The sequence below is a fragment of the Chitinibacter bivalviorum genome, assembly GCF_013403565.1.
GTDB lineage: Bacteria > Pseudomonadota > Gammaproteobacteria > Burkholderiales > Chitinibacteraceae > Chitinibacter > Chitinibacter bivalviorum.
This window is the reverse complement of record NZ_CP058627.1, coordinates 2,784,646-2,797,691: the sequence shown is the minus strand read 5'-3', so window position 1 is coordinate 2,797,691 and position 13,046 is coordinate 2,784,646. Positions and strand designations below refer to the sequence as shown.

General features: G+C 54.0%; 15 protein-coding genes. 3 read left to right on the top strand and 12 right to left on the bottom strand.

The genetic code is table 11. The features are described 5' to 3' along the window. Positions 1-42 precede the first annotated feature (42 nt). Together HQ393_RS13300 and HQ393_RS13295 are read right to left on the bottom strand one after the other, a co-directional pair. A complete protein-coding gene (locus HQ393_RS13300) occupies positions 43-864 on the bottom strand; it encodes a hypothetical protein (protein ID WP_179355641.1) in 822 nt (273 codons plus the stop codon). 123 nt (positions 865-987) lie between these two features. Then, positions 988-2,466, bottom strand: a complete 1,479-nt coding sequence (locus tag HQ393_RS13295; protein WP_179355640.1) for a B12-binding domain-containing radical SAM protein — start codon at positions 2,464-2,466, stop codon at positions 988-990. A 320-nt stretch (positions 2,467-2,786) separates the two neighbouring features. On the opposite strand from HQ393_RS13295, the gene HQ393_RS13290 reads away from it, so the two are divergent. After that, the gene (locus tag HQ393_RS13290) at positions 2,787-3,263 is read left to right on the top strand and encodes a universal stress protein (protein ID WP_179355639.1); all 477 of its coding nucleotides are present in this window, start codon (positions 2,787-2,789) and stop codon (positions 3,261-3,263) included. 69 nt (positions 3,264-3,332) lie between these two features. Here the strand turns inward: HQ393_RS13290 and grxD are convergent, their stop codons facing one another. After that, on the bottom strand, positions 3,333-3,650 hold the full coding sequence (gene grxD / locus HQ393_RS13285) for a Grx4 family monothiol glutaredoxin (protein WP_179355638.1): 318 nt from the start codon (positions 3,648-3,650) through the stop codon (positions 3,333-3,335). Between the two features lie 147 nt (positions 3,651-3,797). Between grxD and HQ393_RS13280 the strand changes: the two genes are divergently transcribed. After that, positions 3,798-4,217: a hypothetical protein gene (locus HQ393_RS13280; RefSeq protein ID WP_179355637.1), complete on the top strand. Its 420-nt coding sequence runs from the start codon at positions 3,798-3,800 to the stop codon at positions 4,215-4,217. On the opposite strand, the gene prmC is transcribed toward HQ393_RS13280, so the two are convergent. The 5 genes from prmC to HQ393_RS13255 all read right to left on the bottom strand — a co-directional run bounded on the left by prmC (position 4,189) and on the right by HQ393_RS13255 (position 8,143). Then, the gene (gene prmC, locus HQ393_RS13275) at positions 4,189-5,001 is read right to left on the bottom strand and encodes a peptide chain release factor N(5)-glutamine methyltransferase (RefSeq protein WP_179355636.1); all 813 of its coding nucleotides are present in this window, start codon (positions 4,999-5,001) and stop codon (positions 4,189-4,191) included. The genes HQ393_RS13280 and prmC overlap by 29 nt on opposite strands. Positions 5,002-5,139: 138 nt before the next feature. Continuing rightward, positions 5,140-6,606 (bottom strand): ATP-binding protein, encoded by a 1,467-nt coding sequence (locus HQ393_RS13270; RefSeq protein ID WP_179355635.1) that lies wholly within the window; start codon positions 6,604-6,606, stop codon positions 5,140-5,142. Next, positions 6,557-7,234 (bottom strand): response regulator transcription factor, encoded by a 678-nt coding sequence (locus HQ393_RS13265; RefSeq protein WP_179355634.1) that lies wholly within the window; start codon positions 7,232-7,234, stop codon positions 6,557-6,559. Before HQ393_RS13265 ends, HQ393_RS13270 begins: the two co-directional genes overlap by 50 nt. Positions 7,235-7,258: 24 nt before the next feature. Continuing rightward, positions 7,259-7,495, bottom strand: a complete 237-nt coding sequence (locus HQ393_RS13260; RefSeq protein WP_179355633.1) for a PepSY domain-containing protein — start codon at positions 7,493-7,495, stop codon at positions 7,259-7,261. A gap of 78 nt (positions 7,496-7,573) precedes the next feature. After that, positions 7,574-8,143 (bottom strand): glycine zipper 2TM domain-containing protein, encoded by a 570-nt coding sequence (locus HQ393_RS13255; protein ID WP_179355632.1) that lies wholly within the window; start codon positions 8,141-8,143, stop codon positions 7,574-7,576. A gap of 181 nt (positions 8,144-8,324) precedes the next feature. Between HQ393_RS13255 and HQ393_RS13250 the strand changes: the two genes are divergently transcribed. Then, positions 8,325-8,990 (top strand): Ivy family c-type lysozyme inhibitor, encoded by a 666-nt coding sequence (locus HQ393_RS13250; protein ID WP_179355631.1) that lies wholly within the window; start codon positions 8,325-8,327, stop codon positions 8,988-8,990. A gap of 29 nt (positions 8,991-9,019) precedes the next feature. Here HQ393_RS13250 and HQ393_RS13245 read toward each other — a convergent pair whose 3' ends face one another. From HQ393_RS13245 to mgtE, 4 genes are all read right to left on the bottom strand, one after another. Continuing rightward, a complete protein-coding gene (locus HQ393_RS13245; protein ID WP_179355630.1) occupies positions 9,020-9,739 on the bottom strand; it encodes an EAL domain-containing protein in 720 nt (239 codons plus the stop codon). 183 nt (positions 9,740-9,922) lie between these two features. Continuing rightward, positions 9,923-11,095 (bottom strand): AAA family ATPase, encoded by a 1,173-nt coding sequence (locus HQ393_RS13240; RefSeq protein WP_218871169.1) that lies wholly within the window; start codon positions 11,093-11,095, stop codon positions 9,923-9,925. 6 nt (positions 11,096-11,101) lie between these two features. Further along, positions 11,102-11,530 carry a hypothetical protein gene (locus HQ393_RS13235; protein WP_179355629.1) on the bottom strand — a complete coding sequence of 143 codons (429 nt, stop codon included), beginning with the start codon at positions 11,528-11,530 and terminating at the stop codon, positions 11,102-11,104. A 53-nt stretch (positions 11,531-11,583) separates the two neighbouring features. Beyond that, a complete protein-coding gene (gene mgtE, locus HQ393_RS13230; RefSeq protein WP_179355628.1) occupies positions 11,584-13,020 on the bottom strand; it encodes a magnesium transporter in 1,437 nt (478 codons plus the stop codon). Positions 13,021-13,046: the final 26 nt, after the last annotated feature.

Below are 13,046 nucleotides of genomic sequence, written 5' to 3'. Positions count from 1 at the left end.
CATAGCCCAAGGCTAGGCTGACGGCAAAATACGCGTGCCGGATCAGGCAAAGATCGAAATGGAAGCGCCGCTACTCACACTGGCTTCACCGCTGGCGTTGTAGATTGCGCCGCCCTCTTGCGCTGCGTGGGCGTGTTCAGCAGCGACGTTGGCCTCGGCTTTGACGGCGGCTTCTTCCACCTCGCGGATGCTATTTTTGGCGACTTTGAAGTCGTGCTGCTCGGCTTCGGTTTTGAGTTTACGGTTTTCCATCGCCAGCATTTGTTTCAGCATATTGCTCAGTTTTTTGACCTCCGCAAAGAAAGCCTTGTCGCCCGCGTCACCGCCCTGTTGCCCAATGTTGAATTGATGGGCTGGGGCATCGGGTTTGTCATTGGGCGTGCTCTCTGCATCGGTCGTGCCTTTTTCGCTGGTGGCAGCCTGTGCGCTGGCTTGCGCGGCCACCTGAGCGGCATCCGCCTGCGCTTGGGCGCTGGCGGCGTCTTCGCTGGCATTACTCGACTCGCTGCTTGACGCTGTGCCGCTGGCGGTCGGCATCGCCATCATACTGCCGCCAGTACCACCATACTGTGCGACGAGTGACTTCAACTCTTTGGCTAATTGCACCACCATGTGCGGGTTGCCTTTGCCGATGCTGGCAAAGCGCATCATGTTTTCAATCCGCAGTTTGAGCTCCGCAATCCGCGCCTGAGCCGCACTTTTGCGGTTTTGTATGGACTGCGCATTAAGCTCATTGAGGCGTGAGAAAATATCCTGACCGATATTGGGTTCGCCTGCCCCATTGCCGGCTTTTTTCTCCGCATTGGCCGAGTTACGGGTCAATTGCGGCAGGATGGTACTGAGCTGAAGTTGGATGGGGTGCATGGATGGCCGATTTCATTGTCGTTCTATGATCTATCGGCCTGAATACCTCATCGTTGAGGGCAATATTACCAGCGACGCGCCTTCGCCCTCTGGCATCAAGGGCGCGCCGTATGCGACGATGGCTTATTGCACCAAATGCATTTGCTGGCGCGCTGGTGCGCTGGTTTTTTTGTCGGACACTTTGGGCTGCTTGCCAGCGTAGTCGCTATTGATCAGCGCTTCAGCGTCTTCATTGCTCATACCCTGGCCCTGTAACCACATGCAAACCAGCTTAGCTAAGCGATCCAGAGCAATACGGTGCGTGGCGTCGGTGTGGGCGTAAATCCAATCCGAGAATGCCATAAAGCGCGCAAACGGTGCATCGCCCAACATCACGGGTAAGGTATTGGCAAAACGCCCCGAGTTGGCAACCAGATCCCAATAGCGCGCAAAGCGTACCAGACGCTGCATCGTGGTGAAGTCGATGTCGCGATTGGCCAAAATCGTATACGGCGGGAAGGGATCGAACTTCAGCGCAAATTCATCGGTATGCCGAATGATGGGCGTACCGCGCAGGCGCTTTAAAATACCGAATTGAATCTCATGTGGGCGCAGCGCGTACAGCTGATCAAAGCCCGCGCCAAAGCTCTCGACCGTTTCACCTGGCAAGCCGGCGATTAAATCCACGTGCATGTGCGCATGGCTATGTTCAACGAGCCAGCGGATATTGTCCGCGGCTTTGTCATTATTCTGTTTGCGGCTAACCAGCGTTTGCACTGCCGGATTAAAGCTCTGAATCCCGATTTCAAACTGCAGCGCGCCGGGAGGGAATTTCAAAATGCTCTCGCGTAGCGCTTCGGGTAGATGATCGGGGACGACTTCAAAATGCGCAAAAACCGGGTCATCAGGATGTGCGGCGATCTTGTCGAGAAAAAACTGCATAATCCGCAAACTGCTTTTAATGTTGAGGTTAAAGGTGCGATCTACAAATTTGAACAGCCGCGCTCCGCGCTGATACAGCGTTTCCATCTCGGCTAGAAAACGCTCCAGCTCAAACGGCCACGCAGTTTTGTCCAAGGCGGATAGGCAAAATTCGCACTTGAATGGGCAGCCCCTCGATGCTTCGACATACAGCGTGCGGTTTTTAATGTCATCGTCGGTATAGAGCTGATACGGCAGAGCCAAATCGTCGAGCTTGGCCTGCACGCCAACGTGGATTTTCATCAGCGGCTGCGGGCCATTCAAAATCTGGCGGCACAGCTCAGGCAGCGTCACCTCGCCCCAGCCGGTAATGACAAAATCAGCATCTTTGACAATCGCTTGCTCTGCCGTTTCATATGAGACTTCGGGCCCACCCAAGATGATTTTGACTTCCGGCGCGACGCGTTTCAGCAGCGCCACGAGGCGTGCGGTTTCTTCCACATTCCAGATATACACGCCAAAGCCAATGATTTTGGGCTTTTTCGCCAGCAGTCGTTCGGCAAACTCGGTGGTTTTCCCGCCGATGACGAATTCCATAATCTCGGTCTCGCCTTGCAACTCACCCATATTGGCCAGCAAATAGCGCAGCCCCAGCGAGGCGTGCGTGTAACGGGCGTTGAGCGTAGACAAAATAATCGACATAAAAAACCGGCTGCAGGGTGATAGAGATAAGACGCTATTTTACGGCTTAACAGCCAAACCGTGGCTGGCGATTGCTCAAAGGGCAGTGCGGATTATGTTGCAAGATAAATTACTGTGGGTATGTGGCTGTGGGCTTTATTGGTAAATGGTCTTGGTCGTATACCCATGGGTATGGATTTGGCATGGGCGGCGCTTAGGGCCAAAGCAGCATTTTTTCCGTTTGTAGTGTGAAAAATGGCAATTCGCAGGTGTTTTAGCTGTTGCGGTCTAGACTGGGGATATCAATTATTTATTTCAGTCTGCCGACATCGGAGGACATTATGTATCAACGTATCGTCGTACCTATGGATGAGAGCGCGACCGCCTTGGCCGCTTTTCAAGAAGCGATCAAATTGGCGAAAATCACCGGAGCTCGCCTCTTTTTGCTGCATGTGGAGGATATTTCTCGCTCCGCTTTAGCGCCGGTGGGCCTGCCGGGGATGGAATACATCGACTATGGCGAATCACACGAAGCCAATGTGGCGCACAGCAAGCAATATTTGCATGAGCTGAGTGAACAAGCAGTGGTGGCTGGTGTAGAGTGCGAAAGTCGGGTTTTGGAGAAATTTGGCGGTAATGCCGCCAAGGCGGTGCTCGAAGTGGCGAGCCATTTGCGGGCTGATTTGATTGTGATGGGCACGCACGGCTATTCGGGCTTTATGCATCTGATTTTTGGCAGCACCGCCGAGAGTCTATTGCACCACGCCAAGATTCCCGTCTTGATGGTGCGTCATCCCGAAGAGGATGATGACGAATAGCGTGCCACCGCAGTCAAAAAAAGAGCGCCGTTGACCGCTGGTCAAGGCGCTCCTTGTGGCTGCCGGGGCTTATTCAGCTTTCAGGTCAGCAACCATTTCTGCCAATTCACCGCTAGCGTACAGCTCTTTCATGATGTCGCTACCGCCGATGAATTCGCCTTTCACGTACAACTGAGGAATCGTTGGCCAATTGGCAAATTCTTTGATGCCTTGGCGGATTTCTGGGTCAGCCAATACATTCACCGCAGCGAAATTCACGCCCAGATTTTTCAGGATTTGTACTGCGCCAGCTGAAAAGCCGCACTGTGGGAAGGTCGGTGTGCCTTTCATATACAAAATCACGGCATTGTCGGTGACTTGTTGGCGGATGGTGTCTTGAATGCTCATAGTAGGCTCACAAAGCTTGAATAATTTACTCGGGTATTGTAAAGCCGATACTTGTGTTGCGGCAAGACTATTGCGGTGTGCGTACTGGGTGTCAAATTGACTTAATTCGGTTAAAACACAGTACCAATCTCGGAAAATCGAAACACGATGCCAAACTGGGTTCAACACGGTGAGTTTCAACTGCGCTGGCAAGGCGATGTGCTGATTGTGACTTATAGCGGGCTTTGGAACGAACAAGCCGTCATTGCTCTGCGTAGCGCGGTGATGCCGGCTTGGCTTGCCCGTGGTGGTGAGCCTTGGGCGATGTTGACCAATGCCGCGCATTGGGAAGGCGGCACACCTGAGGTATTGGAGGCGTGGTGGGGCTTTTTTGAAGAATGTGTCAGCTACGGTTTGCTGGCGGTGACTGACATCTTGCCCTCGCATTTTCATGCTTTGGTTGTGAAATCCTTGGCCGAGCGGGCCAGCCAATTGGTGAATTATCGGCGTAGTAACTCAATGTCGGATGCCGCGCGCTGGTTGGCCGAGCAAGGCTTTCCTATGGTGCCGCCCAACGACCACCGCTAACCCTATCGTTTTGTCCTAGGTCTTGCCACGTTTTTACTTCGGCAAAACCGGCCCGCTGCAATAAATCGCGACACGCCTCGCCCTGATCCCAACCGTGCTCCAGCAACAGCCATGCGCCCTGCTTTAGATGCGCAGGCGCTTGCTCGATGATGGTATTGAGGTGATGTAGGCCATCATGGCCATCGGTGAGTGCGCCCGTGGGCTCAAAGCGCAAATCGCCTTGATTGAGGTGATCATCTTCGCAATGAATATACGGCGGATTGGAAACGATCAGATCAAATGACTCGCCAGCAACAGCCTTCAACCAATCCGATTGCAAAAAGCGCACTTCCGCCTGCAAGGTGTGGGCGTTGGCTTGCGCCACAAGGAGTGCATCGCCAGATAGGTCAAGTGCGCTGACCTGTAAATCGGGGCGTTCTAATTTAATCGTAATCGGGATACAGCCCGATCCCGTACCTAGGTCAATGATATTGCCGTTTTTGGGGGCGCGTTCCAGCGCCAGCTCGACCAGTAATTCGGTATCGGGGCGTGGGATCAGTACTGATGGCGTTACGCGAAATTCGCGGCCAAAAAACTCACGCGAGCCGACCAAATATGCCACCGGTTCACCCTCAAGCCGCCGCGCCGCCAGCGCGCTAAATGCAGCAACTACCGCTTCACTCGCCTCTTCATCATCATGCGCAATCAGCCAAGCGCGGTTTTTTTGCATGAGATGCAGCAAAAGCACCTGCGCATCAAAACGCTCGATCTGGCTGTGTTGGATGAGTTCGCGGTAAGTGGGCAAGATGAGCTCCTTGAGGGTGCGCTTATTTTAGCAGCTTGCTGAATGGCGGATTGGTTTTTGGGGTATATCGGCAAAGCCATTTCATGATAATGATTTTGCAGACATACCCCATTGTGTATGTGCTGGTTTGCGCTGTGTTTAGCGTAACTCCGGTAGTGTTAGCGTCACGCTCGCGCCATCCATCGCGCTGCGGCCGAGTTCGATGTGGCCTTGATAGGCCTGCACGATGTCGGCGACGACCGAAAGCCCGATGCCGTGCCCTGCCACGCGCTCGTCGAGGCGGATGCCGCGTTGCAGTGGGGCGCAGGTGTCGCTAAAGCCGCTGCCGTCGTCGGCGACGATGATTTGCAATTGATGATGTGAATGGATGAGATGTAACTCAACTTGAGCTTGCGCCCATTTACCCGCGTTATCGAGCAGATTGCCGATGATTTCAAATGCGTCGCCCTCGTCGATGGGCCATGCCAAGTCATCGCTGCAATACAGGCTAAATGTCAGATTGCGGCTGGCGTAGACTTTTTGCATTGATGCAATCAGGCGTTCGGCAATGGGTTTGAGGGCGATGGCTTGCGCCAGCTCAACCTGCCCACGTAGCGCGGCGCGGCCGAGCTGGTGCTGCACGATATGATCCATGCGCGTGACTTGCTCTTGAACTCGCTGTGCATACTCGGCATCGTGTGTGTCATTACGCAAGATCGCCAGCGGGGTTTTTAGGCTGTGCGCCAGATCGGCGAGCGCCTCGCGATAGCGTTTTTGCCGCGCATGTTCTTGCTCGACCAAGCGATTCAGGCGGCTGGCCAGCGGGGCGATTTCTTGTGGGTAAAGCCCGTTGACCTGTGCTTGCTCACCGTTTTCGATGGCGGCCAATTCGCGCTCTAATTGCGTCAGTGGCGTTAGCCCCCAGCGTAGCAATAAGGCTTGGGCGAGCAATAAAAATACCGCTGCGGCCGCGAGCCAACCCCATAAGGCATGCTGAAACTGCTGCAATTGCGCCTGATAGCGTTGCATATCTTCGAGCACGCTAAAGTTGATTGTTTGCGCCTGATCGCCGATCACCCAGCGTACCTGATACGCGCTATACAGGTAATTGCGCTCATTCAGCCGCACTTCTTGATGTAGCCACTGACCTGTAGTCAGGTTGGGCGTGGGAAAGCGCCCAAGATTGACCGCGGAGGGCGAACGCCAAAATTCATTTTTACTGGGATTGCTAATTTGCGCATACAGCCCCGAATGCGGGACAGATAATAAGGGCTCGGCTAGGCTAGGTGGTAGCTGCAAATGTCCTTGCGCATTGACCTCGGTAATTGCGATCAGCATATACACCGCGCTTTGCAGTCTTTCGTAATGGCTGCGTTGCAAGTGGCTGGTGTAAATGCCCTGCACGGCCCAAGCGGCCAGACAAAAGAAAGCCAGCATGACCATGCTGGCACCTAAATGTAGCCGGGCGCGAATCGAAATCATGGGCTGTTTTTCCGTGCGGATTGGATCAATTTCATGTGTATGCCAACGCAGACTGGTTCGCTCTTTTGCGCTTTCCCGCGCGGATGGCTCGGTTTCATGCGCTTTCCAGCGCAAAGCGATAACCACGGCCGCGTAGGGTTTCAATAATCGTGAGCTCGCTACTCGGGTCGAGCTTACGGCGCAGGCGGCCGATCAATACCTCGATCACATTGCTGTCTCGATCGTCATCGTGTGGATAGAGGTAATCGGAAAGCGCCTGTTTGGTCACCACATTTGGGCGTTGCTGAATCAGATATTCGAGCAAGCGGTATTCATATGCGGTCAGCTCAACTTTGCCTTGCGCATTGTGGATGCTTTGGCGGGCAAAATCGATTTTCAGCGGCCCCAGTTGCAAGCCGTCGGGTTGCGCTTTGAGCGAGCGACGCAATAGCGCCATTACGCGCGCGGCCAATTCGGGGTATTCAAAGGGTTTGGTGAGGTAGTCGTCAGCGCCGGCCTCAAGGCCGATGACTTTATCCTGCCACGCGCCGCGAGCGGTGAGGATCAGGATCGGCATCGTGTGACCCGCTGCTCGGACGCGTTCGATGACTTTGACACCGCTAAGCTTAGGCAAGCCCAGATCGACAATCAGTAGATCAAATGGATATTCACAGGCTTGATACAAGCCATCTTCGCCGTCGCAAGCCGTATCGACCCGATAGCCCTCGCTCGTCAGCTTTTTGGCCAGCGGCTCACGCAAGGCCGCTTCGTCTTCAATCAGCAGCAGGCGCATCGCGATGTCCTTTGCTTCGCTCGCTTAGTGAACGGTGCCGGTGGCTTCATCTACAAAGACCGCGCGCACATCGCCAGCGCTGGTCAGTACTTTGACGCGCCACACGGATTTGCTGCCGTCCATAAATTTTTCTACCGACAGCACTTTACCGCCGCTGGTTTTCTTTTGTGCCAATTCGGCCGCATCGTCGCGGCTTACCGCGGCAAATACCGAGCTGCAGAGGCACAGTGCCAAAATGAAGATCTTGATGAGATGTTTCATGTTCATGATCCTTTTTCAATCTGCTTATTGTACCCGCAAGCCAGCGCTGGAGACTAAGACTCGTCTCACAAATAGTTGTTATTCATCGAGTTCGACCATGACCCGCACCGGCAAGCGCGAGCCAGGCTCGCCGGGGTAGCGATTCATCGTTGTAGTATAAATTTGCGAACGATATTCGTAATCAACGCGGTAATCGCGTACCCGTTGGGCGTAATCATTCACCTGCCGGCAGCGTTGCACTTCGCGGTTAACGGTGTTGGCCGGCTGCGATACGTTGTATGGATCCGCCATATGCTCGCCGACCAACGCTCCGATGATGGTGCCCGCGACGGTCGCAACATCTTTGCCGCGCCCTTTGCCGATTTGATGGCCGATCGCCCCGCCAGCCGCGCCACCCAAAATGGTACCCGCAATGCTATTAGACGCACGCGGCGCTGGCAGCGTTTCGGTGACCCATTCGGAGCTGCATTCTTGGCGCGGCTGGCTCACTTGTTCGTATTGCGGCGTTACATTGCGAATAATGGCGAAATCACGCTGTTTCCACTGCGGGCCTTGACGCTTGCTGTCGTAGTGATCCCTATCATTGCCGGCGAAAGCCGTGCTAGCGATGAGGCTGGCGGTGATCATTAGGATTGAAAATGTGCGCATCTGAGTCTGTCCTTAGAGCAAAAACAAGGTTGTTCAGCGCCAGAATGCCTGAGTACGTCTGAATCAATGCTGAATCATTCCGCAGGCATTTTTATTGCGTCAGTAGATAAAATTAACTAGAACAGGAACTTGGTCGCCGATTGCCAATCATACGAGCTGTGAATCAATGGAGTGGTGCTGGATGATGAATGCTGTAAAAGCGCAAACCGTGAAACGCTGGACTGTATTGCCTGCCTTATTGCTGGTTGGCTTATTGTCGGCGTGTGATCAAGCGAGCCAATTGACGCAGCAGGTGGCCTCGTCGGTGGTGGGTATTGTGGGCGAAGAGGTGAAAAAGCAGACCGATGGCGTGATTGACCAAGTCGCCAGCGAAGCGAATCAGGTCTTGCAACCGCTGGGATTGAATGCCAGTCATATCGCCAGCGCGGTGAAGGCACAAACAGCCCAATTGGCGCAGCAGGTGCTCAAAGTGAATGGTGATTGGGCGCAGTTGACGCAATATAAAGGCAAATTCCCGCAAGATATTGGCTTATTAACCGAAGTTAGCCCAATCATGCCAGAGCTCAAGCAAATCTTGGGTGATGATTTCAACGCCTTTATGAAGCACATGAGCGCGCCCAGCACCTTGCAATTCGATCGTGTTTTGTATGTGCTCGGCAACAAACCGCAAGCGGGCAAACAGGATAGTGCTTGGTTGTTGATCGACGCGGAAAACCGCAAGCTCGAAGCAGGCTTGATTCAGAATGGCGAAGTGAAGGTCTTTAGCAGCAAAGGCGAAGCCTTGTATCGTCCGGCGGAAGTGACGCAATTGATCGAGAAATTATCCAAGGGTATTGCCGCCAAATAATTAAGTCAGTTGGCTTTGAAGGTAATACCCTAGGCTTGCTGCACTATAAACAGTGGCCGATACAAAAAGCCCTGTACCAAATCCACGCCCAACGATCGTGCCAGCGCGAGTTGGGCGTCGGTTTCTATGCCTTCCATGACGGTCTGTTTGCCTGTTTCACGTGCATACGTGATTAGGCTCAAGAGCGCCGCCCGATACAGAGGGCAATCGAGCTGGCTTAACCAGCTGCGGTCAAATTTCAGGCAATCCACTTGAATCAACAGCGGTAGAGACAGCATCGAATGCGGTGCGCCAATATCGTCGAGCGCCAAGCGTACTTGCCGCTGCGCAAAAGCATCCGCCATGCGTGCGCTTTGGCGTGCATCGGATAAATCGCTGTTTTCGATAATCTCTAGCACCACATCGCGGCGCGGGCAGATCAAATCGAGTAGCGGGTGCGTGTCATCATTTTGCATCGCGACGGTGTAAGCGTCGGGGTCAAGATTTAAGAACAGCGTCCCCGCTGGGGCGAAATCGATTTGCAGGCGCTTCATCTGATATTCAGCTTGAAACAAGGTCAGCGGGCTATCGTGCAGCGCGTGAAACACATGATCGGTGCGCAAGGTGGCGCCCGCTTGATCATAAAATCGCGCCAAAGCTTCATACGCCACAATATCGCCCGTGCCAGTGTGGATCAGCGGTTGATATTCCACCCCAAAGCGCTGCTGTCCCAATACATCCAGCAAGAGGCTGGCCGATAAATTACACATAAAACCACAGCTGAGAATAATTCTCGTTATTGTAACAATTGTGCTGGCGTAGCCCTAGCTATTTTGCAGCGAAGATCAGCAAAAATATCGGCTTGTTTGTAATTTAGCACCATTTTTTGGTGAGGGTATGTGGCTGAGTGGCTTATTAGAAAGAGTTTTGAAAGATATACACTGGCATAGTATCTATCGACTGGGCCAGTGCCAAGCTGGGCGATCCAGCGCAGTCTGATCCACAAGCTGCGTGGCCCCGAGTTCTTTTTCCAGTTGCAATATGTGCGCTTCACGCATTCGGCCCAGTGCGGTCACTAGTCGTGCGGCGTGGCTCACCACGATCACTTGGCTGTGTTGCGCCGCCGCGCTGATGAGCCGCGCCAAAGCGGGTAGTAAATCAGGATGAAGGCTAGTCTCAGGCTCATTGAGCACCAGCAATTCGGGGGGCCTTGGGCTCAGTAGCGCGGCAACGAGGAGTAAATAGCGTAAAGTGCCATCCGATAATTCTGCCGCCGATAGCGGACGTAGCAAGCCTGATTGCCACATTTGCACGCTAAAGCGTGAGTTTTCAACGATGATCTCGACGCGAGCGCCAGGAAAGGCATCGGCGATCGCCGCGTCCATTTCCTCGCCGCGCCCCAACTCGCGGATGGTTTGCATCGCCGCAGCCAGATCCGCGCCATCGTGCGCCAAGACGGGCGTGTACGTGCCAATTTGCGCTTGTCGCGCCGGTGCTTGCGCGTCGCTGCGCAAACAATCATAAAAGCGCCACGCCCGCATCCGCTCGCGCAGCGCCAGCACTTCAGGCGCGCGCAGTGGATCGGCGCAATGACTAAATAAGCTATCGTAGTCTGGGACGTGGCGGCTCAGAATCTGCCAACTGCGGCCATTGTCGCCATCGCGCACTTTACACAAGCTGCGATCACGGTCGGCCAATTGGGCTGATTCTCGCAGGATCGGGCCCGCCCATATGCATTCGCGTTTGATGTGCGGGTCGTTGCCAAATCGCGTGGTGGAGTCGGGGGTTGGCAAACCCAAATCAATCGCGTAGCCAAAATCATCGGCCGCAAAGCCCAGTTTGAGCGACACCACTTCTTTGCGGATCGTGCCTTGCACGGGTGTGTCGCCGCGCTTCATGGCGCGGCTGATGCTTTCAGGGCCTGCCCACAGTGTCGATGGAAAACCGCCTTCTTGCGCCAAACTCGCCACCATCCGCCCCTGCGCGGCTTCCGCCAACAGGCGTAAAGCACGGTAGAGACTCGATTTACCACTGCCATTGGCACCGGTAATCACATTGATCTGCCCCAGTGGAATAATCAGCTCGCGCAGTGAGCGGTAATTGGCAATGGCAAGGGTGGTGAGCATAGTGATTTAAACGCAAACGCCAGCTGTAATACAGCCGGCAATCAGGGTTAAAGGCATTGCCACAATTAAAGTCGCAGCAGCCAGCAATCCTAACTTAATTCGTCCTGTGTCAGGTCGTTTGATTAGCCATATACAGCATACCCAGATTGGCAAACTCATTAGCAGTATTGTGAAGTTTCCAAGCATATGATTGATGAAATATGCTGCACTATTGCTTGGATAATGACTATTCGAACCGAGGTAACGAGGTCCACCAGGGAAGACAAACGATAACGCAAAACTCAACAACAGGAACGTTAAAGTTGTATAGCTTAAGCGCAGCACAATTAGCTGAAAGCAAGAACAGAGTTTTGTTAAAGGCTTATGGAGTAATGCAAAAATCAACCCAAGCAACACGGGGCTCATGAGCAAAAAATAACCTGTGTATTCTTCCATCTAATTTGACCGCTATTTGCTAGATGAAGCAGCTCCTGTGTAACGGGAACTACTTACATTAAAAACACCGTCGCCAAGCCGAGGAAAATAAAGAATCCCAAGCTATCGGTCATCGCGGTAATCATCACCGACGAGCCATAAGCGGGGTCGCGGCCGAGTTTTTGCATGGTGAGTGGCACGAATAGCCCAACTAGCGCGGCGACGAGCATATTGAGCATCATCGCACCCATCATCACCAGACCCAAATCCCATTTACCATACAAGCCCCAAGCAATGACGCCGAGTACCGAGCCCCAGACTGCGCCATTGATCAAGGCGATACCCAGCTCTTTGCTCAGCAAGAGGCGAGTGTTCGATGGCGTGATTTGCCCGAGTGCCAAGCCACGAATAATCAGCGTAGTGGTTTGCGTGCCGGTATTGCCGCCAATACCCGAGACGATCGGCATCAGCGCAGCGAGCGCGACTAAATGTTGAATCGTGCCTTCAAACGCACCGATCACGCGGCTGGCGACAAAGGCGGTGCAGATGTTGATTGCCAGCCACGGCCAGCGGTTTTTGACGGCTTTGCCGACGCTGGAAAACAGGTCTTCATCTTTCAAACCCGCCAGCGAGAGCACTTCGGCTTCGGATTCTTCCCGGATCACATCGACCATTTGATCGACGGTAATGCGGCCTACGACTTTATGATTGGAATCCACCACGGGCGCGGAAACGAGGTCATAGCGCTCAAACGCTTGCGCGGCTTCGCCCGCATCGTCAAAGGGCTGGAAAATCACCACATCATCTGCCATTACATTGCCGACGTATTCCTCTGGATCGCTGACCAGTAGCTTATTGAGGGGCAATACCCCCTTGATAATGTCTTCATCATCGACGACAAACAGCTTGTCGGTATGCGTTGGTAATTCTTCAAAGCGGCGCAAATAGCGCAAGACCACTTCCAAGCGCACGTCGGCGCGGATGGTGACCATTTCGAAATCCATCAGCGCACCAACTTGATCGTCGGTGTACGACATCGCCGACTGCACTTCGGCTCGATCTTCGGCGTCCAGCGTGCCCAAGACTTCGCTTTGCACCGCTTGCGGCAGGTCGGGCACCAGATCGGCCAGCTCGTCGGTATCGAGTTGCCCCGCTGCCGCGACCATTTCGTGCGGTGCCATATCGGCCAGCAGCGATTCACGCACCGCATCTGAGACTTCCAGCAAAATCTCGCCGTCGTCTTCCGCATCGACCAAACCCCAGATCGTCAGACGATCTGCGGGCGGCAGCGCTTCCAGAATGTGCGCAATGTCGGCCGGGTGCAGCGCCGCCAGCTTCATCTGCAATTCGGTCAGATTTTGGCGGTGGACGAGCTGCTCAACCAGATCATGCTTGGCCATTTCCTGCTTATGCACCATGCCCTCAACCAGCTTATGGCGTTCGAGCAGGCGAACGACTTGTTGCAAGCTCTCTTGCAGGCTTTCCTGGGGTTTGCGGCTGATCACGGTCATAGCAGGTCCTACGGCAGACTATTTCA

What these genes read in the sequence shown, in the direction of transcription:
- HQ393_RS13300 (WP_179355641.1), bottom strand. Translation starts at nt 864, where the DNA reads ATGCACCCCATCCAACTTCAGCTCAGTACCATCCTGCCGCAATTGACC.
- HQ393_RS13295 (WP_179355640.1), bottom strand. Translation starts at nt 2,466, where the DNA reads ATGTCGATTATTTTGTCTACGCTCAACGCCCGTTACACGCACGCCTCG.
- HQ393_RS13290 (WP_179355639.1), top strand. Translation starts at nt 2,787, where the DNA reads ATGTATCAACGTATCGTCGTACCTATGGATGAGAGCGCGACCGCCTTG.
- grxD (WP_179355638.1), bottom strand. Translation starts at nt 3,650, where the DNA reads ATGAGCATTCAAGACACCATCCGCCAACAAGTCACCGACAATGCCGTG.
- HQ393_RS13280 (WP_179355637.1), top strand. Translation starts at nt 3,798, where the DNA reads ATGCCAAACTGGGTTCAACACGGTGAGTTTCAACTGCGCTGGCAAGGC.
- HQ393_RS13265 (WP_179355634.1), bottom strand. Translation starts at nt 7,234, where the DNA reads ATGCGCCTGCTGCTGATTGAAGACGAAGCGGCCTTGCGTGAGCCGCTG.
- HQ393_RS13260 (WP_179355633.1), bottom strand. Translation starts at nt 7,495, where the DNA reads ATGAAACATCTCATCAAGATCTTCATTTTGGCACTGTGCCTCTGCAGC.
- HQ393_RS13255 (WP_179355632.1), bottom strand. Translation starts at nt 8,143, where the DNA reads ATGCGCACATTTTCAATCCTAATGATCACCGCCAGCCTCATCGCTAGC.
- HQ393_RS13250 (WP_179355631.1), top strand. Translation starts at nt 8,325, where the DNA reads ATGATGAATGCTGTAAAAGCGCAAACCGTGAAACGCTGGACTGTATTG.
- HQ393_RS13245 (WP_179355630.1), bottom strand. Translation starts at nt 9,739, where the DNA reads ATGTGTAATTTATCGGCCAGCCTCTTGCTGGATGTATTGGGACAGCAG.
- HQ393_RS13240 (WP_218871169.1), bottom strand. Translation starts at nt 11,095, where the DNA reads ATGCTCACCACCCTTGCCATTGCCAATTACCGCTCACTGCGCGAGCTG.
- HQ393_RS13235 (WP_179355629.1), bottom strand. Translation starts at nt 11,530, where the DNA reads ATGGAAGAATACACAGGTTATTTTTTGCTCATGAGCCCCGTGTTGCTT.
- mgtE (WP_179355628.1), bottom strand. Translation starts at nt 13,020, where the DNA reads ATGACCGTGATCAGCCGCAAACCCCAGGAAAGCCTGCAAGAGAGCTTG.